16 protein-coding genes and 6 tRNA genes are annotated in these 18,156 nt (G+C 63.1%); 20 read left to right on the top strand and 2 right to left on the bottom strand.

The genetic code is table 11. The features are described 5' to 3' along the window. Window positions 1-285: 285 nt before the first annotated feature. Window positions 286-1,437 (top strand): heat-inducible transcriptional repressor HrcA, encoded by a 1,152-nt coding sequence (gene hrcA / locus BBIA_RS07630; protein ID WP_033492196.1) that lies wholly within the window; start codon window positions 286-288, stop codon window positions 1,435-1,437. Window positions 1,438-1,488: 51 nt separating this feature from the next. Then, entirely contained in the window at window positions 1,489-2,640 is a 1,152-nt protein-coding gene (dnaJ, locus tag BBIA_RS07625; protein WP_033492198.1) for a molecular chaperone DnaJ, read from the top strand. A 201-nt stretch (window positions 2,641-2,841) separates the two neighbouring features. Here the strand turns inward: dnaJ and BBIA_RS07620 are convergent, their stop codons facing one another. Continuing rightward, window positions 2,842-3,633, bottom strand: coding sequence for a fructosamine kinase family protein (locus tag BBIA_RS07620; protein WP_033492200.1), 792 nt, complete (start codon window positions 3,631-3,633; stop codon window positions 2,842-2,844). Between the two features lie 152 nt (window positions 3,634-3,785). Between BBIA_RS07620 and uppP the strand changes: the two genes are divergently transcribed. Further along, the gene (gene uppP / locus BBIA_RS07615; RefSeq protein WP_033492202.1) at window positions 3,786-4,700 is read left to right on the top strand and encodes an undecaprenyl-diphosphatase UppP; all 915 of its coding nucleotides are present in this window, start codon (window positions 3,786-3,788) and stop codon (window positions 4,698-4,700) included. 48 nt (window positions 4,701-4,748) lie between these two features. On the opposite strand, the gene BBIA_RS07610 is transcribed toward uppP, so the two are convergent. Continuing rightward, window positions 4,749-5,579 (bottom strand): PAC2 family protein, encoded by an 831-nt coding sequence (locus BBIA_RS07610; protein WP_033492204.1) that lies wholly within the window; start codon window positions 5,577-5,579, stop codon window positions 4,749-4,751. Window positions 5,580-5,751: 172 nt separating this feature from the next. Here BBIA_RS07610 and BBIA_RS07605 point away from each other — a divergent pair. The 17 genes from BBIA_RS07605 to purH all read left to right on the top strand — a co-directional run bounded on the left by BBIA_RS07605 (window position 5,752) and on the right by purH (window position 18,154). Further along, window positions 5,752-5,824, top strand: a tRNA-Gly gene (locus BBIA_RS07605). 29 nt (window positions 5,825-5,853) lie between these two features. Next, window positions 5,854-5,924, top strand: a tRNA-Cys gene (locus BBIA_RS07600). A 40-nt stretch (window positions 5,925-5,964) separates the two neighbouring features. After that, window positions 5,965-6,036: transfer RNA gene (locus BBIA_RS07595), tRNA-Val, on the top strand. Between the two features lie 32 nt (window positions 6,037-6,068). After that, window positions 6,069-6,141, top strand: a tRNA-Val gene (locus BBIA_RS07590). 18 nt (window positions 6,142-6,159) lie between these two features. Further along, window positions 6,160-6,232 (top strand) — tRNA-Ala (locus BBIA_RS07585). A gap of 31 nt (window positions 6,233-6,263) precedes the next feature. Beyond that, a tRNA-Gly gene (locus tag BBIA_RS07580) sits at window positions 6,264-6,336 on the top strand. A gap of 159 nt (window positions 6,337-6,495) precedes the next feature. After that, complete coding sequence (gene thrS / locus BBIA_RS07575; RefSeq protein ID WP_033492206.1) at window positions 6,496-8,541, top strand: threonine--tRNA ligase; 2,046 nt, start codon at window positions 6,496-6,498, stop codon at window positions 8,539-8,541. Between the two features lie 156 nt (window positions 8,542-8,697). Then, entirely contained in the window at window positions 8,698-9,453 is a 756-nt protein-coding gene (locus BBIA_RS07570) for a YebC/PmpR family DNA-binding transcriptional regulator (protein WP_033492208.1), read from the top strand. A gap of 7 nt (window positions 9,454-9,460) precedes the next feature. Next, window positions 9,461-10,048: a crossover junction endodeoxyribonuclease RuvC gene (gene ruvC, locus BBIA_RS07565; RefSeq protein WP_033492210.1), complete on the top strand. Its 588-nt coding sequence runs from the start codon at window positions 9,461-9,463 to the stop codon at window positions 10,046-10,048. Window positions 10,049-10,117: 69 nt separating this feature from the next. Continuing rightward, window positions 10,118-10,741 carry a Holliday junction branch migration protein RuvA gene (gene ruvA / locus BBIA_RS07560; RefSeq protein WP_033492212.1) on the top strand — a complete coding sequence of 208 codons (624 nt, stop codon included), beginning with the start codon at window positions 10,118-10,120 and terminating at the stop codon, window positions 10,739-10,741. A gap of 7 nt (window positions 10,742-10,748) precedes the next feature. Next, window positions 10,749-11,804 carry a Holliday junction branch migration DNA helicase RuvB gene (ruvB, locus tag BBIA_RS07555; RefSeq protein ID WP_033492214.1) on the top strand — a complete coding sequence of 352 codons (1,056 nt, stop codon included), beginning with the start codon at window positions 10,749-10,751 and terminating at the stop codon, window positions 11,802-11,804. Between the two features lie 105 nt (window positions 11,805-11,909). Next, complete coding sequence (locus BBIA_RS07550; protein ID WP_420796692.1) at window positions 11,910-12,302, top strand: preprotein translocase subunit YajC; 393 nt, start codon at window positions 11,910-11,912, stop codon at window positions 12,300-12,302. Between the two features lie 107 nt (window positions 12,303-12,409). Then, window positions 12,410-12,991, top strand: coding sequence for an adenine phosphoribosyltransferase (locus BBIA_RS07545; RefSeq protein ID WP_033492218.1), 582 nt, complete (start codon window positions 12,410-12,412; stop codon window positions 12,989-12,991). A gap of 64 nt (window positions 12,992-13,055) precedes the next feature. Continuing rightward, window positions 13,056-14,249 carry an ADP-forming succinate--CoA ligase subunit beta gene (sucC, locus tag BBIA_RS07540; RefSeq protein WP_033492220.1) on the top strand — a complete coding sequence of 398 codons (1,194 nt, stop codon included), beginning with the start codon at window positions 13,056-13,058 and terminating at the stop codon, window positions 14,247-14,249. Next, window positions 14,249-15,178, top strand: coding sequence for a succinate--CoA ligase subunit alpha (gene sucD, locus BBIA_RS07535; protein ID WP_033492223.1), 930 nt, complete (start codon window positions 14,249-14,251; stop codon window positions 15,176-15,178). Before sucC ends, sucD begins: the two co-directional genes overlap by 1 nt. After that, window positions 15,175-16,575 carry a cell division protein PerM gene (locus tag BBIA_RS07530; RefSeq protein ID WP_033492224.1) on the top strand — a complete coding sequence of 467 codons (1,401 nt, stop codon included), beginning with the start codon at window positions 15,175-15,177 and terminating at the stop codon, window positions 16,573-16,575. Before sucD ends, BBIA_RS07530 begins: the two co-directional genes overlap by 4 nt. Then, entirely contained in the window at window positions 16,523-18,154 is a 1,632-nt protein-coding gene (gene purH / locus BBIA_RS07525) for a bifunctional phosphoribosylaminoimidazolecarboxamide formyltransferase/IMP cyclohydrolase (RefSeq protein ID WP_033492226.1), read from the top strand. The genes BBIA_RS07530 and purH overlap by 53 nt, the downstream gene beginning before the upstream one ends. Window positions 18,155-18,156 lie beyond the last annotated feature (2 nt).

Here is an 18,156-nt window from a genome sequence, read left to right as displayed (position 1 = left end):
CATGCATGCCCTCACATTGCCCTTACATAATAACCGTGCGAACCGACTAAGCGGTGTGGTTTTTGGCGTGTTTTGTGAGTTTGTGTGCTGTTAGCGTTCACAATGAACGTGGATGGTACGTTGTGTGAATGTCAGGACAACGGCGGGATAACGCGGGACATCGCGGGCAAGGCTATTTGAAAATACTCCCAGAACGAACGCGTTAGCACTCGACACGCGGGAGTGCTAATACAATATGAACGAAGCGGAACATATCCGCATCATGCATATATAAGGAGGCGCGTCATGACGCAATCGCGTCGCATGCTGGTGCTGCGCGCCGTCGTGGAGGACTACATCCGCTCCCAGGAACCCGTCGGATCGACCTCGCTGACCAAGGCCCACGATCTGGGCGTAAGCTCCGCCACCGTGCGCAACGACATGGCCGCACTGGAGGACGAAGGCTACCTGATCCAGCCGCACACATCCGCCGGCCGCATCCCCACCGAAAAGGGGTACCGGTATTTCGTTGACCGTCTGGCGACGGTCATGCCACTCTCGCCGGCGCAGCGCAGCGGCATCGCCACGTTCTTGTCCGGCTCGGTCAGCCTGCAGGACACGCTGCAGCGTGCGGCCCGGCTGCTCTCGCAGATTACCGGTCAGGTCGCCGTCGTCGCGTCGCCGGCATTGTCCAAGGCGACGCTCCGGCACGTCGAAATCGTGCCGGTCGGCGCAAGCGTGCTGCTCGCCGTCGTGATCACCGATACGGGACGCGTTGCGCAGCATACGCTCGCCGTGCGTCCGATGCCTGCTGCCGACGATCTGTCACGTTTCTGCGACGTCGTCAACCAGCAGTGCTCCGGCCTGTCTTTCGCTGCCGCCGTCGATCGGCTCCATGCGATCACGGCCGATCCAGCGTGGCGTGCGGCGTCGTCCGTCGGCGAATCGCTGGCCGCCGCGTTCTCGACGATGGCTGACGATGAGCGCGCCAACGAAATGTACGTTGCCGGCGCGTCCAAGCTCGCGCACCAGCGCACGCCCGCCGATCTGGCCCCGCTGTTCGACGCGCTTGAGGAACAAGTCGTGATCATGCGGTTGATGAGCACGCTCAGCGAAGAACCAGGTCCGGACGGTGTCGGTGTGGCCATCGGATCGGAAACGCACACGCCCGGGCTCATGCACGCCTCCGTGGTGACCAGCGGCTACGGCCGGACCGCGACGGCGGATGCCGAGACGACGGGAAGCAACGCCGACGAACCCGGCAAAACCGGAGATGCGCGCACGGCGGTCACGGACGCGGCGAATGCGGATTCGACGGGACTCGCCGAACCGCTCGCCTTCGTCGGATCGATAGGACCGACGCACATGGACTACGCCGCGACCATCGCGGCAGTGAGGGCCGTCGCCCGCTATCTGACTGCCTCGCTAGCGGCTGACGGCGGCCCGATCGGGGACTGACCCCGGCTTATGGCACAATGACACGCGACCAACAACAATAAAGGACGGACAGTGGCAGACTACTACGAGGTGCTCGGCATCGAGCGCACGGCGAGCGAGGAAGAGATCAAGAAGGCCTATCGCAAGATGAGCCGCAAATACCATCCCGACATCGCCGGACCCGAGTTCGAGGACAAGTTCAAGGAAGTCAACAACGCCTACGAAGTGCTCAGCGACCCGGACAAGCGCCGCATGTACGATTCCGGCGTCGACCCGAACAACCCGAACGCGGGTGCGGGCGGCTTCCCTGGCGGGTTCTCTGGCATGGGGGACATGGGCGACATCTTCGGCCAGTTCTTCGGCGGCGCGTTCGGAGGCTCGCAGGGGCCGACACCGCGCACCCAGCCCGGTCGCGACGCGCTCGCCTCGACCTCCATCGATTTGAAAACCGCCGTGTTCGGTGGTACCGCGCATGTCAAGATCAACACGTTCGGCCTGTGTCAGGAGTGCGGCGGATCCGGCGCACAGAACGGCTCCCAGCCCGTCACCTGCCCCCAGTGCCACGGACAGGGCTTCGTTCAGAAGGTCGTGCGCACCATGCTCGGCCAGATGATGACCTCCGCGCCGTGCGAACGCTGCGAGGGACACGGCACGATCATCGAAAACCCGTGCCCGTCCTGCCTTGGCCACGGCCGCGTGCGCACCACGCGCTCGGTGGGCGTGACCATCCCCGCGGGCATCTCCGACAACGCCCGCCTGCGTCTGGCTGGACAGGGCGAGGTCGGCGAAGGCGGCGGCACCGCCGGCGACCTGTACATCGACGTGCGCGTCAAGCCCGACAAGCAATTCACCCGTGACGGCGACGATCTGCACTGCTGGATTCAGGTGCCAATGAGCTGGGCCGTGCTTGGCCACGACGTCGACATCGACACGTTCGATGGGGCGAAGACGGTGACCATTCCCGAAGGCTGCCAGCAGGAGGACACGGTCACGCTCAAGGGTCTCGGCGTCTCGCGCATGCGCCAGCAGGGCGAGCGCGGCGACCTCATCGCCCACATCGCCGTCCGCGTGCCCACCAAGCTCAGCGAGCATGAGCGCAAGCTCATCCAGGAGTTCTCCGACAGCCACGACAGTGATGCCTCCCATGTGGCGCAGGGCTCCAAGCCGGCCTCGGCCGGCGCGCGCAAAGGATTCTTCAGCAAATTGAAGGACGCACTGAGCTAATCAATTACTGAAAAAATAGCCGCTTTGCCTTACGGGAGTAAGGCTGAGCGGCTTTTCTATTATCTTCGGATATCGCTCAAAATTATGGGAATCGCGGCAATGCGGGCTCAAAATGTGCCCATGGTGCGGGGCAAACCGTCATCGTGAAACGCGAGAAAGCGACCGTCTCGTCGTTTTTGACCGGTTTTCAGGTCCCAACGATTATTTGAGCAGCGAACGGCACATGGCGCGGTATTCGCTCACATAGCCGCCGCCGAAGAACACGCAGTGCCCGGCAATCGGGTAGAGCTGCCACAGCGTTGTGCGCTCCTGCCAGCCGGCCTTGAGCGGATGCACCGACTGGTATCCGTCCAGAATCTCGGTCAGATAGCTCATGCCGAACAGGTGCAGCATCGCCAGATCCTCCTCGCGGTGGCCCCCGTGCGCCGCCGGGTCGATCAGCACCGCCTCGCACTGGCCGGAATCTGCGCTCCACATCACATTGCCGCTCCACAGATCGCCATGTACGCGGGCCGGCTTATCAGACGCGGCACGCCCCAGCAGATCGGGCAGAGCGTCGATCACGTGCTGCGTCAGCTCCAGATCGGCCTTTGTCAGCTCACCGCGGGCAATGCCTAGCTCGACCATCGGCAGCAGACGGCCTTCCGCGTAATACGTCGCCGCGTCATCCCACGCGCCGGTCGCCATCGGCACAGGATCCTGCAGCGGGCCGAAATAGCACGTGCCCTCATAGCCGGCGGGAGCCGAGCCGAAATGCGGGGCACCCGCATCATGCATGTGCGCCAGCGCGGCTCCGAACTCGTGCGCCGCCTTCGGGGTCGGCGAACACGCGTTCACCCGTTCGATGTCCAAATAATCCTTGCCCCAGCCATACACGTCCACCACGCGCGGGCCGCCCAACGCATGCGCCTCGCCAAGCCATTCGAGGCCACGGCCCTCGCATTCGAAGAACCCCTCCGGAGCCCACATGCGCGACTTGCGATACGTTGCCATACTTCCTCCAATCCCTCCTCGCGGAGCGCCGACAATACCATCCCGATTGTGGGCATTTGACGCGACAATGCGCCGGCTGTGCCCATTCTTAGAGACCCGTGAGTAACGTTGGTCGATGCAAACGAAAACATGACCGGAATCAAGAGGGGATCATGAATTTCTTTCAGGCGATCATACTGGGCCTCGTACAGGCATTGACCGAATACCTGCCCGTATCGTCCAGCGCGCACATCCGCATCATCGGCGACCTGATGATCGGCTCCGACCCGGGCGCCGCATTCACCGCCATCATCCAGATCGGCACCGAACTGGCCGTGCTGCTGTACTTCCGCCACGACATTATCCGCATCCTGAGCCACTGGTTCGGCTGCCTGTTCGGCCACAACGGCAAGGACTGGAAGCACCGCATGGGCCAAGGCGACAAGGACGCGCTGCTCGGCTGGTACATCATCCTCGGCACGCTGCCGATCGTCATCGCCGGCCTCGCATTCAAGCACGCCATCGAATCGACGCTGCGCAACCTGTGGATCACCGTCGCCGTGCTCTTCATCTTTGGCGTGCTGCTGTGGATCGTCGACGACCGTGCCCGCCAGATCAAGCGCATCGAAGACATGAACGCCAAGGAGGCGCTCATCTTCGGCATCGGCCAGATGCTCGCGCTCATCCCGGGCGTCTCCCGTTCCGGCGGCACCATCACCTTCGGCCGCGCCATGGGCTACACTCGCGAAGCCGCCGTGCGCGTCGCCTTCCTGATGGCTATTCCCGCCGTGTTCGGCGCCGGCCTGCTCGAAGCCGTCTCCGCCGTCAAGGACTACGCCGCCGGCGACCTCGCCGGCACGCCGTTCCCCGGCTGGGGTCCGACGATCGCCGCGACCATCGTCTCCTTCGTCGTCGGATACATCGTGATCATCGGCTTCCTGAAATTCGTCTCCACGTTCTCCTACAAGGCGTTCGCGATCTACCGCATCGCGCTCGCCGTCATCGTGGCCCTGCTGCTCATCACCGGCGTGCTGCAACCGCTCGAGGCGACGACCGCCGCTGCGGCCGCGCTTGCCGTCACGGCTTGACCGGTATGGACGGATTGAACCGCACCAAATACAAGCCAGCTGGGAGTGTCAGTCGAGGTTTTTGAGAAATGCCTCAGCCTCTCGCACCAGCTGTTCGCATTGTGGCCCGCCGAGGGATGCCTCTCGGCGGGCTTTGTCGTGCCTGTCGTATTTGGCTTCAAGATGGCGGACGTAGTCGCCGAGCGCGTCGTTGCATCGTACCAGCATCTCGGCGTCAGCCTTCCACTCCTCGGCCTTGTGCGGAAGATCTCCGACGTCGAGACGGACACCCAGCAAATCGGAGCAGCGGTCAAGCAGTTCCAGCGTGGCCTGCGCGCAGTCGCCGTCGCCCAAGTACTGGGGAATCGACACCCACATCGTCGTCGTGTTGAATCCGTCCTTCGCGGCGATGTCGTCAAGAATAGTGGGGATACCGACCGGACCGCTGTACCGCTGGTCCGGATCGACGTCGGCGCTTTCGCAGTTCACGTCTATTGGCAGCGGTCGCGTGTGCGGGCAGTCAGCGAACATCGAACCGAGCGTGACGACATGCGTCACGTCCAGTTCGTCGGCGATACGCAGCGATTCGGCGCAGTATTCACGCCAGCGATAGTTTGGTTCGGGCGCAAGCTGCGCGATCACGTGACGTCCGGGGGCGATCTCGATGTCGTAGAAGGCGGTCTGTGGCCAGACGATGCGCCGACGGCCCGTTGCGTGGCAGACGATCGGGCGCGTCTGCTGATAGTCGTAGAACCCGTCGCAGCCGATGCGGCGGATCTCGTGCGATTCGTAGACGGCGGTCAGGTGGCGGATGACGTTCGTCGCGGCCTGGCAGGCATCGTTCCATCCCTCGAACGCGGCGATCATCACCATGCCGTTCGGCGTAGCTTCTTCCTTCATGCCTTCTAATGTAACCGGTTCGAAACCCCTTGGAATTCCTTATGCCGGAGGCGTATTGAGGGGTGTGGCGCACGGTGTCGAACCAGTGCGACACGCCGAGGTTTGCGCGAGCTTCGAATCCGTGTATAGTAATCACTCGTGCTCAAGCGGCGGCAAGCCGCTGGGAAGCATCGCGGACATAGCTTAGTTGGTAAAGCGCAACCTTGCCAAGGTTGAGACCGCGGGTTCGAGTCCCGTTGTCCGCTCTAAGGTCCGATGAGTTGACGACCTTTGCGGTGGGTTAGCCAAGCGGTTAGGCAGCGGCCTGCAAAGCCGTATAGACGAGTTCGACTCTCGTACCCACCTCTCAGTCGGCCGGAGTGATCCGGTCGGTTGCGTAAGACCCGGGCGGTTGGCGCAGAGGTAGCGCACTTCCCTGACACGGAAGGGGTCACAAGTTCGAATCTTGTATCGCCCACGAGTGCTTGGCATTCATAATTTCATAGGTTCGGGTGATTGGCGCAGCGGCTAGCGCACTTCCTTCACACGGAAGGGGTCGTAGGTTCGATTCCTACATCACCCACGAACACGCCAGTGTTTCGGGGCTATAGCGCAGCTGGTAGCGCATCTCCATGGCATGGAGAGGGTCAGGGGTTCGAATCCCCTTAGCTCCACTGGAATCCGCTTCTCACGGCGGAATCCTTCGCGGACATAGCTTAGTTGGTAAAGCGCAACCTTGCCAAGGTTGAGACCGCGGGTCCGAGTCCCGTTGTCCGCTCCGGTTGAAAGGCTCCCATTCGGGAGCCTTTTGTGTTTCCGACACGTCGTGAGAGCGTTCACGGCCAATGTCGGCGCTCGATCCTATCGTGTCCCATGTTGATTAACCAGTCCAGGCCTGCCCATTGGTAACGCGGGCCCCGATAGCAAAGGACAAATCATGGCGCAAGCTACCATCTCCATTACAGTCAACGGCGAAGCGAAGGAGGTGGAAGCTACTACCACCGGCACCGAACTGTTCGCGGACGACAAGAACATCATCGCGGTCCGTCTCAACGGCGAACTGCGTGATCTGTACACGCCGCTCTCCGACGGCGACGAGGTCGAATCCGTCGCGCTCGACAGCGAGGACGGTCTCGGCATCATGCGTCATTCGGCGACGCACGTCATGGCCCAGGCCGTGCAGGAACTGTTCCCGAACGCCAAACTCGGCGTCGGCCCGATCATCAAGGACGGCTTCTACTACGACTTCCAGGTCGACCAGCCGTTCACGCCGGACGATCTGAAGAACATCGAGAAGCACATGCAGCGGATCATCAAGTCCGCGCAGTCCTTCCGCCGCCGCGTCGTCACCGAGGAGGAGGCGCTCAAGGAAGAAGCCGACCAGCCGTTCAAGATCGAGCTGATCCAGGACAAGGAAGCGCACCTCGACCCGTCCACCGCCACCGAGATCTCCGGCAAGGAGCTCAGCTTCTACGACAACGTCGACCGCGACGGCAACGTCGTGTGGAAGGACCTGTGCCGCGGGCCGCACCTGCCGAACACGCACTTCATCAAGGCGTTCAAGATCGAGCGCTCCGCCGCGGCCTACTGGCGCGGTAGCGAGAAGAACCCGACCATGCAGCGCATCTACGGCACCGCGTGGGCTACCAAGGAAGACCTCAAGGCCTATCAGACCCGCCTCGAGGAGGCCGCCAAGCGCGACCACCGCAAGCTCGGCGCTGAAATGGACCTGTTCTCCTTCCCGGAGGAGATCGGACCGGGCCTCGCCGTGTTCCATCCGAAGGGCGCTGCGGTCATCAACGCGATGGAGGACTACTCCCGCGAAATGCACCGCAAGTACCACTACAGCTTCGTGCAGACCCCGCACATCACCAAGGGCGGCCTGTACGAGACCTCTGGCCACCTGCACTGGTACAAGGACTCCATGTACCCGGCCATGCGCCTGGACGAGGAACGTGACGCGGACGGCAACATCACCAAGCAGGGCTTCGACTACTACCTCAAGCCGATGAATTGCCCGATGCACAACCTCATCTTCAAGTCCCGCCAGCGCTCCTACAAGGAGCTGCCGCTGCGCCTGTTCGAGTTTGGCACTGTCTACCGCTACGAGAAGTCCGGCGAGGTCCATGGCTTGACCCGCGTGCGCGGCCTCACGCAGGACGACTCCCACATCTACTGCACGCGCGAGCAGATGAAGGGCGAGCTGACCAACCTGCTCACCTTCGTGCTCAAGGTGCTGCGCGACTTCGGTCTGGACGACTTCTACCTCGAGCTGTCTACCAAGGATCCGAACAAGTACGTCGGCAGCGACGAGATCTGGGAGGAGGCGACCAACACGCTCGCCGAGGTCGCCAAGGACTCTGGCCTCAACCTCGTGGCCGATCCGGGCGGCGCCGCGTTCTACGGCCCGAAGATCTCCGTGCAGGCCCGCGACGCGATCGGCCGCACCTGGCAGGTCTCGACCATTCAGCTCGATTTCAACCTGCCCGAGCGCTTCCAGCTCGAGTACATTGCGGCCGACGGCACGCACCAGCGCCCGGTGATGATCCACCGCGCGCTGTTCGGCTCCATCGAACGCTTCTTCGCCGTGCTGCTCGAGCACTACGCGGGCGCGTTCCCGGTGTGGCTCGCCCCGGTGCAGGTGCTCGGCATCCCGGTCGCCGACGAGTTCGCACCGCATCTGGCCGGCTTCGTCAAGAGCCTCGAGGACGAGATGGTCCGCTGCGAGATCGACTACTCCGACGATCGCTTCGGCAAGAAGATCCGCAACGCCTCCAAGTCCAAGACGCCGTTCATTCTCATCGTCGGCGAAGAGGACATGAAGAACAACGCGGTCAGCTTCCGCTTCCGCGACGGCAGCCAGCTCAACGGTGTGCCGGTCGACCAGGCGCGCGAGCAGATCCTCGATGTGATCAAGAAGCGTGTCCAGGTCAACTCCGTGGACGACTTCAAGGCCGCCGTGTCCGCTCCGGCCGAGGACTGATTTAAACCATTGCCGAGGTGTTCCGTGGAGCGCGCGTGAGTGCGTTCCACGGAACACCTGTGTCCGGCGCTTTGCCGACGCCGCTGGCAGTTGTCTGCAAAGCGCTCTAAACTTATCACGTTTGCCAGTTTTATTCGTAGATCTGCTAGGAGCATTATGTCAGGTCATTCCAAGTGGGCGACCACCAAGCACAAGAAGGCCGCCATCGACGCCAAGCGCGGCAAGCTGTTCGCCAAGCTCATCAAGAACATCGAGATCGCGGCCCGTATGGGCGGTGGCGATCCGGACGGCAACCCGTCCCTGTACGACGCCATCTACAAGGCCAAGAAGGCCTCCATGCCGGCCGACAACATTAAGCGCGCCGTCAAGCGCGGCTCCGGTGAGGAAGCCGGCGGCGCCAACTACGAGGACATCGTTTACGAGGGCTACGCCCCCGCTGGCGTCGGCCTCATCATCGAGTGCCTGACCGACAACCGCAACCGTGCGGCCGCCGAAGTGCGTTCCACCCTGACCAAGGGCAACGGCTCGCTGGCCACCTCCGGCTCCGTGTCCTTCAACTTCGAGCGCAAGGGCCAGATTGAGGTCCCGAGCGAGGGCGTCGACTTCGACGACCTGTTCGAGAAGGCCGGCGACGCCGGTGCCGAGGACGTGATCGACGACGGCGACGTGTTCACCGTGGTCACCGATCCGTCCGACCTGCATACCGTCCGCAAGAGCCTGCAGGACGCCGGATTCGATTACGATTCCGCCGATATGGTGATGCGCCCGAAGAACGAGGTCGAGCTGAGCCTCGAGGACGCCCGCAAGGTGTCCAAGCTCATCGACAACCTCGACGACCTGGACGACGTGCAGAACATCTACTCCAACTGGACCGCCTCCGACGAGGTCATGGCCCAGCTCGACGAGGAGTAATCCTCACGTGATCATTCTTGGCGTTGACCCCGGGCTTACACGCTGCGGGGTCGGCGTGATCGAAGCCGGCGCACACCGCCGGCTTTCTTTTGTTCACGTCGATGTCGTCCGCTCGTCTCCCGACACGTCGCAGGATCTGCGACTGCTGGCGATCTACAACGGGCTTGCGGCCAAGCTTGACCGATTCGCCCCCGACACAGTGTCCATCGAACGCGTGTTTGCGCAGGAGAACCGCAACACGGTGCTCGGCACCGCGCAGGCGGCCGGCATGGCCATGCTCGCCGCCGCCCAGCGTGGCATTCCTGTGGCCCTGCATACGCCGACCGAATCAAAGCTGGCGATCACCGGCAACGGACATGCGCTCAAACCGCAAATGGAGCGCATGGTTGCCCGCATCCTCGGGCTCAACGAACCGCCAACACCCGCCGACGCCGCCGACGCATTGGCTATCGCTATCTGCCATGCGCTGCGTCCCGCCGGCGCATTGCAGGGCGGAGAGCGGGAGCAGCACCTGACCCCCGCTCAGCGGCAGTGGGCTCAGGCCGCGCAGCAATCGGCCAAACGCACGCGCCGCAACGCGGACCGTGGCATGTGACGACTGCCGGTCGAGTCCCCCATATAGACTATCGAACAGATGTTCTATAGTGAACGATAGGGGATTGCCATGATCGGAATGCTCAACGGACGCGTCGCGGAGGTGAACGCCGACCACGCCCTGATCGAAGTGTCTGGGGTTGGCTACGAGACGCGCATGCCGTCCGCGGATCTTGCCTCGTTGCATGCGGGGCAGGAGACGCGCGTCTACACGTCGCTGAACGTTTCCCAGGATGCCATCACGCTGTTCGGTTTTCTCTCGCCGGCATCCAAGCGCATGTTCCTGCAGCTGCAGAAAGTCAGCGGCATCGGGCCGAAAGTCGCGTTGTCGCTGTTGTCCACGCTGCCGCCGGATCGACTGGCTCGGGCGGTTGCCGACGGCGACGCCACGGCGCTGGCCAAGGCTCCGGGATTAGGCAAAAAAGGCGCCCAAAAGATCATTCTTGAACTCAAGGGCTCCATCGATCTCGACGCGATCGAGTCCGGTTCCGGCACGTCGTCGCGTGCGTCCCGCTCTGACGCCAATATGCTGCAGGTGGTGGAGGGGCTGATGTCGCTCGGATGGCGTCAGAACGACGCGCAGACGGCGGTCGAGAACGCCTGCCGGGATAACGGCGTGGACATGCCGCTATCCGAAGACGACGTGCCCCGCGTGCTCAAGCTTGCCCTGACCTCCCTTGACCGTGGAAGGTGACCGCCATATGGAATACGATGCCCAAACCAACACCGGCGCAAAGGAGGAATCTCTGCGCATGGTGTCCGCCGCCCCGATCGGCAACGAGCCGGTTAGCGACGAGGAACTGCGCCCGCACGCGTTGGAGGGCTTCATCGGCCAGCCGCTGCTCAAGGCGCAACTGCAGCTGTTCCTTGACGCGGCGCGCAAGCGTGACGTGCCGCCGGATCACATTCTGCTCGCCGGTCCTCCCGGACTTGGCAAGACCACGTTGGCGATGATTGTTGCCAATGAGCTGAATGTGCCGATCCGCGTGACTTCCGGCCCGGCCATCCAGCACGCCGGCGATCTCGCGTCGATCCTGAGCTCCTTGGATTCCGGTGAGGTGCTTTTCATTGACGAGATTCATCGTCTGCCGAGGGCTGCCGAAGAGCTGCTCTACATCGCGATGGAGGATTTTCGTGTCGACGTGATGGTCGGCAAGGGACCGGGAGCCACGTCGATCCCGCTCACTCTGCCGCGCTTCACCGTCATCGGCGCCACTACGCGCGAGGGCATGCTGCCTTCGCCGCTGCGCGCCCGGTTCGGCTTCACCGCGCATCTGGATTTCTACCCGCATGAGGAGCTGGAGAAGCTTATTGAACGTTCCGCCGTGGTGCTTGGTGTGAATCTGGGGGAGGAGTCGGCACATGAGATGGCCGTGCGATCCCGGGGAACGCCGCGCATCGCCAATCGTCTGCTGCGACGGGTGCGCGACTGGGCCATTGTCCACGATCTGGATGTGGTCGGCCCCGCCGACGTCAAGGAGGCGCTGTCGCTCTACCAGATCGACGCGGAAGGATTGGACCGGCTGGATATCGCCGTGCTCAACGCCATCGTCAGCCAGTTCAACGGGGGACCGGTAGGTTTGAACACGCTTTCGGCGATGGTGGGTGAGGAATCCGAAACTGTCGAGACCGTCTGTGAGCCGTATTTGGTGCGCGAAGGATTCCTGATCCGCACGCCCAAGGGTCGCGTCGCCACCGAAAAGGCATGGTCTCATTTGGGCTTGGTGCCCAAGGATGATGTCAGCAAGCTATTCTAAACTTTTGGCCTTGGACATACGACCGAATGCTGATGCGCGCTAGTGCCAGCATTGTTCATAACCGTTAGGAGTACCGTTTTGCCCGCAGAGTCCATGAATCTCATCATGATCGTTTTCCTGGTCTTCATGATCGCCCTCATGTGGTGGCAGTCCAAGAAGGCCAAGAAGCAGCAGCAGGAGAAGCAGGACTTCCGCGCCAACCTGCAGCCTGGCACCGAGATCATCACCATCGGCGGAGTGATTGGCAAGGTCGTCTCCGTCGACGCACAGTACGAGGAAATCGTCATTGACTCCGAAGGCTCCAAGCTGCGTTTCGGATTCAACGCCATCAGCCGCGAGTACGTGCGTCCCGCGTATGTGAGCGACGATGAGGTCGACGAAAACGGCAACCCGCTGCCGCAGGATGATGCCGACAAGGCGCAGGTGCCGGTGGAAACTGCCGTCACCGCGGCGGCGACCGGTACCGCTGTGGCCGAGACTGGCGAGAACGCGGACTGACCGCAGAACGCTCTCGGCGACAATGTGCGCTCTCTCGACCACGCACTGATATTCGTCGTGCAACGTGACCCCAATACAGCAACAGCAAGATAAGGCAGGCGCAGACCATGTCGCAATCCGATATCACCATCGCTCGTCTGGCCGAAATCGGTCAGGACAACGCGGACTATCTCATCTCCCGCATCCGTTCCGTGGAAGGCTTCCCCAAGGCGGGCATCAACTTCCGTGACTTCATGCCGGTGCTTGCCGATCCGAAGGCGCTGGGCCTCATGCTTGACGCCCTCGAAGCCGCACTGCCGGTTCCTGCGGACTCGTTCGACGCAATCGCCGGTCTGGAAGCTCGAGGATTCCTGTTCGGCCCCGCGCTGGCGGCGCGTCTCGGCAAGGGATTCATCGCAGTCCGCAAAGCGGGCAAATTGCCTCCGGAGACGATCGGTGAATCGTATGATCTCGAATACGGCACCGCAAGCATCGAAATCGAAGCGAACATGGTTCAGCCGGGAGAGCGCGTGCTCATCGTCGATGACCTGATCGCCACGGGCGGCACCGCCAAGGCTGCGGCCGATCTCATTCGCCGCGCCGGCGGCGAGGTCGCGGGATTCAGCTTTGTGATGGAGCTCATCGGTCTCAACGGCCTTGCGCCGCTCGGGGACGTACCCAGCAGCACGCTGGTCACTATGCCGGCGTGACCGGCCGCTGAAATCTGGACCGGAGCCACATCGAACGGCCTCCAAGAGGATAGGAACGCATATCATGGATTTGTATGAATATCAGGCAAGGGAATTGCTCGAAGAGCAGAACATTCCCGCGCCGAAGGCGATTTTCGCCCAGAATTCGCACGAAGTCGCCGAGGCGGCCGACAAGCTCGGCTATCCGTGCGTCATCAAGGCCCAGGTCAAGATCGGCCATCGCGGACAGGCCGGCGGCGTCAAGCTCGCGCACAACCGCGACGAGGCGATCCTGCTCGCCGAAAGCATCCTGCCGATGACCATCCACGGCCACAAGGTGAACGGCGTGCTGGTCGCCGAGGCGAAGAACATCCTGCACGAGTACTACGTGTCCATTTCCGTCGATCGCACCTCCCGCGACTATGATGTGTTGGCCACCGCCAACGGCGGCACCGAGGTCGAGGAAATCGCCCGCGAACACCCGGAGGCGGTCAAGCGCCTGCACATCGACGCGCTGGGCGACTTCGACGAGGCCGCGGCGGTGGACATGTCCAACAGCATCGGTTTCTACCATGCGGACGTGCATCAGGCTGCCGACATTCTGCTCAAGATGTGGCGTTGCTTCAAGGACAACGACGCCACGCTCGTGGAGATCAACCCGCTCGCCAAGATCGGTGATCCGGACGACGAATCCTCAAAGTCGCTGTGCGCGCTCGACGCGAAAATCTCGCTTGACGACAACGCCGCCTTCCGCCATGACGGCTGGACGCGCTTCGCCGACAGCATCGAAGCCGATCCGTACGAGACCAAGGCCCGCGAACACGGCCTCCACTACGTGCATCTACACGGCGAGGTCGGCGTGATCGGCAACGGTGCCGGCCTGGTGATGAGTTCGCTTGACGCTGTCTCTGGTGCTGGCGAGGAACAGGGCACTGGCATCAAACCTGCCAACTTCCTTGACATCGGCGGCGGTGCGTCCGCGGCCGTGATGTGCGACAGCCTCGAAATCGTGCTGTCCGATCCGCAGGTCGAGTCCGTGTTCGTCAACGTGTACGGCGGCATCACCTCCTGCGAGCAGGTCGCCAAGGGTATTCTCGAAGCGCTCGACAAGCTCAACGCCGCCAAGCCGATCGTCGTGCGCTTCGACGGCAATGCGGCGGCGGAGGGCCTGAGCATCCTTGCCCAGGCGGAGAATCCGAACCTGCACGTTGCTAAGACCATGGAGGAAGCGGCGCAAAAGGCCGCACGCTTCGCCGCGGACGCAAAGGAGAACAACTGATGGTACTGTTCATCGAAGACGGAGCACCGGTCATCGTCCAGGGCATGACCGGCCATCAGGGCATGACCCACACCGCCCGCATGCTCAAAGCCGGCACCAACATCGTTGGTGGCACCAATCCGCGCAAGGCCGGTACGGTCATCGACTTCCCGGGTGCGAACGTGGACGGCTCCGACGCGCACGTGCCGGTGTTCGCCACCTGCGCCGAAGCGCGCGAAAAGACCGGCGCCAAGGCTAGCGTCGTGTTCGTGCCGCCGAAATTCGCCAAGGGCGCCGTCGTCGAGGCTGTCGAGGCCGGCATCGAACTCATCGTCGTTATCACCGAGGGCATTCCGGTGGCGGACAGTGCCTACTGCGTTGAACTCGCCCTGCGCAAGGGCGTGCGTATCGTTGGCCCGAACTGCCCGGGCCTGATGACGCTGCCCTCCACGCCGGAATCCCGCGGCGTGAACCTCGGCATCATCCCGGACGGCATCGTCTCCCGCGGCCCGCTCGGCCTCGTGTCCAAGTCCGGCACGCTGACGTATCAGCTGATGGGCGAGCTGTCCGACGTCGGCTTCACCGCATGCCTTGGCGCCGGCGGCGATCCGATCGTCGGCACCACGCTGCTTGAGGCGCTGCAGGCGTTCGAGGCGGACGAGGCCACCAAGGCCGTCGTCATGATCGGCGAGATCGGCGGCACCGCCGAGCAGGACGCCGCGCAGTGGGCGGCCGAACACATGACCAAGCCTGTTGTCGCCTACATTGCCGGCTTCACCGCTCCCGAAGGCAAGCAGATGGGACACGCCGGCGCCATCGTTTCCGGCGGCAAGGGCACGGCCAAGGACAAGAAGGAAGCGTTGGAGGCCGTCGGCATCCGTGTCGGCAAGACGCCGGGGCAGACCGCCGATATCATGCGCGAGGTGCTTGCCGAACACTCGCTGATATGATCGCACGCCTGAAATCTCTGCTGAGGGGTGTGGGAACCGCGGCCGCGGCGATGGCTGTGTTCGCCATCGCCCTCGGCTGCTTCATGGCCCTCATGCTGTTGGTCATCTCCATGGAGGAGGGCGGAGATAACCTGTCCTCCCATGCCCTGTCGCTGACGGCGGCCGTGGTGTTGCTCAGCCAGGGCTCCGGTTTCACGGTCGGCCCGGTTCGGCTCACGCTCATCCCGCTGCTGCTGACCATGCTACTGATCGCGCTGGTGCGCGCGTTCGCCCAGCGAATGTCGTGCGACGCGCCGGGATACGTCGGCGGTCTTATCGCATGGTTGATGCTGGATGGGCTGTTCCGCGGTGGCACAAGCGTCGAACTGCATGATGATCTGTTGGTGACGCTGGGCAAAGGTGCCCTTGTGTTTTCCATCGGATATCTGTCGGCTGCCGTGCCGGTATCGTTGACGGTCGCGAAAATCGCGCAGTGGATTAGAGCGTCGATCGCGCAGCGGCTGCGTGCCACGATTCGTACAGGCGTGATGACGGCTGTGCTGCTGATACTGTGCTATCTGTCGGCCGGCCTGATCACGGTGATCGTGTGGGCGGCGCGCAATCACGCCGCCATGGCGAAGCTGTTCGATCTGCTCGCGATGGGAACCGGCTCGCGTATCCTGACGACCGTCGCCTGCATGGCGTGGCTGCCGAATCTGTGTATTTGGGCCGTTTCCTGGCTGTTCGGCGCTGGATTCTCCATTGGGGATCTCGGCTCGTTCACGCTGTGGATCGGCCAATCCACAGCACTGCCGTCGATCCCGGTGTTCGGCCTGCTGCCCGAAGCGGTGGGGGATCAGATGATCCGCGCCGTACTTGTGTCGATTCCGTTGGCTTGCGGCCTTCTGGTCGGCATGATCGCGATGTGGTCGAAGCGTGGATTCGCGATGCGCGTTGGCGGCGCGAACAGTCAGCCTGACGCCGAACTGGTGATGTCATTCGCCTATCCCGCGGGAGGATTCTGCATTTCCTGCGCGCTGCTGTCCGTTGCGTCCTCACTGTTGTTCGTTGTTTCGAACGGAGGAATAGGCAAGGACAGGCTCGCCCATATGGGCGTCGACGCGATTCAATCCACGCAATCGGTCGGCCGTCCCACCGCATTGGGGCTGCTTGCCGCATGGCTGCTGTCGCTGGTTGGTGTCGCGGCCGTTTTCGGGATACGCTGGGCCTCACGACGGGTTCGCGGGCGCGGCGCGTCCGACACTGACGATCCCCGTGCAGATACGGCCGCAACGGCGACGCAAGACGTGCCCGCAACCGGGCTACAACAGGAATCCACAACCCCAGCATCCAAGGAGGAACAGGATGACGAACACGAACCGACCAATACGACGGGCGCTGGTATCCGTCTTCCATAAGGAAGGCATCGAAGTCCTCGCCCAGGCCTTCATCAAGGCCGGCGTCGAAGTGGTGTCCACTGGATCCACGGCGAAGAAGCTCGCCGAACTCGGCGTGAACGTGACCGAAGTCTCCTCGGTCACCGGTTTCCCGGAAAGCCTCGACGGCCGTGTCAAGACGCTGGATCCGCATATCCACGCGGGTATCCTCGCCGACATGACCAACCCCGACCACGTCGCGCAGCTCGAAGAGCTCGGCATCAAGCCGTTCGACCTAGTGGTCGTCAACCTCTACCCGTTCGCCGACACCGTGCGTTCCGGTGCGGATGAGGCTGCGACGATCGAAAAGATTGACATCGGAGGCCCGTCCATGGTTCGCGGCGCGGCCAAGAACAGCGCCACCGTCGCCATCGTCACCGATCCGGCCGACTATGCGCTGGTCGCCGAGCGCGTGGCCGACGGCCGCGGCTTCGATCTTGCTGAACGCCGCTGGCTCGCCGCCAAGGCGTTCGCACACACCGCCGCGTACGATGCGACGATCAACGAGTGGACGTCGAAGCACTGGCCGAAGCCCGACACCATCGACGAAACCGACCATGACGATCAGAACGCCCCCGTCGACGACGCTAAGTTCCCCGCCGCGTTCACGCGCACGTGGGATCGCGCGCACGTGCTGCGCTATGGCGAGAACCCGCATCAGCAGGCCGCGCTGTACATCGACCCGTTGCACCGCGACGGTTTCGCCCATGCCGAGCAGCTGGGCGGCAAGCCGATGAGTTACAACAACTATGTGGACGCCGACGCCGCGTGGCGCGCCGTGTGGGACTTCGCCCCGCAGATCGCCGTCGCCGTCGTCAAGCACAACAATCCATGCGGCCTGGCCATCGGCGCTACCGCCGCGGAAGCGCACAAAAAGGCCCATGCCTGCGATCCGATGAGCGCGTACGGTGGCGTGATCGCGTGCAACACCACCGTCACCCTTGAGATGGCGGAGAGCGTGCGTCCGATCTTCACCGAGGTCATCGTGGCCCCCGCCTACGATCCGGAGGCTCTCGAACTGCTGCAGACCAAGAAGAAGAACCTGCGCATCCTCAAGGTGGCCGAGCCGCCGAAGGGCCATGAGCAGTTCCGCCAGATCGACGGCGGCCTGCTCGTACAGACGACCGATCTCATCGACGCTCCGGGCGACGATCCGAACGGCTGGAAGCTTGTGTCCGGAGAACCGGCCGATGCAGCGACGCTCAATGACCTGCTGTTCGCATGGCGCGCGATTCGCTGCGTCAAGTCGAACGCGATCCTGCTTGCGCATGATCAGGCGACGGTCGGCATCGGCATGGGCCAGGTCAACCGCGTCGACTCCTGCAACTTGGCCGTGGAACGCGCCAACACGCTGGCGGACGGTGCGGACCGCGCGTCCGGTTCCGTGGCCGCGTCCGACGCGTTCTTCCCGTTCGCCGACGGCGCTGAAATCCTTATCAAGGCCGGCGTGAAGGCGATCGTCCAGCCTGGTGGTTCCATCCGCGACGAGGAGGTCATCGAGGCCGCGAAGCAGGCCGGCGTGACCATGTACCTGACCGGCACCCGCCACTTCTTCCACTGATC

Origin of the sequence: Bifidobacterium biavatii DSM 23969 (genome assembly GCF_000741165.1) — a bacterium.
GTDB lineage: Bacteria > Actinomycetota > Actinomycetes > Actinomycetales > Bifidobacteriaceae > Bifidobacterium > Bifidobacterium biavatii.
The sequence above is the reverse complement of the archived record's forward strand: the minus strand, read 5'-3'. Positions and strand labels throughout refer to the sequence as shown.